At 65.6% G+C, this 253-nt stretch carries 1 protein-coding gene; it reads left to right on the top strand.

Annotation, left to right across the window (positions count from 1 at the left end):
- The coding region (locus ACZ3HG_RS24285) for a UPF0182 family protein (RefSeq protein ID WP_465335026.1) at positions 1-253 on the top strand (253 nt) is incomplete at both ends.

Below are 253 nucleotides of genomic sequence, written 5' to 3'. Positions count from 1 at the left end.
AGGCGACCGTGGATGCCTACGACGGCAGCGTCACCCTCTACGCCTGGGACGACCAGGACCCGATCCTGCAGGCCTGGCAGAAGATCTACCCGTCGAGCCTCCACCCGTGGAGCGACATGTCGGCCGACCTCATGAGCCACGTGCGGTACCCGACCGACCTCATGAAGGTGCAGCGTTCGATGCTCGGCGTCTACCACGTCGACGACGCGCGCTCGTTCTTCCAGCAGGACAACCGGTGGACGACGCCGAACGA

The sequence above is a fragment of the Erwinia sp. PME.40.26/001 genome (assembly GCF_055556675.1).
Note: the sequence above shows the minus strand (reverse complement) of the source record. Positions and strands in the feature narration are given on the sequence as shown.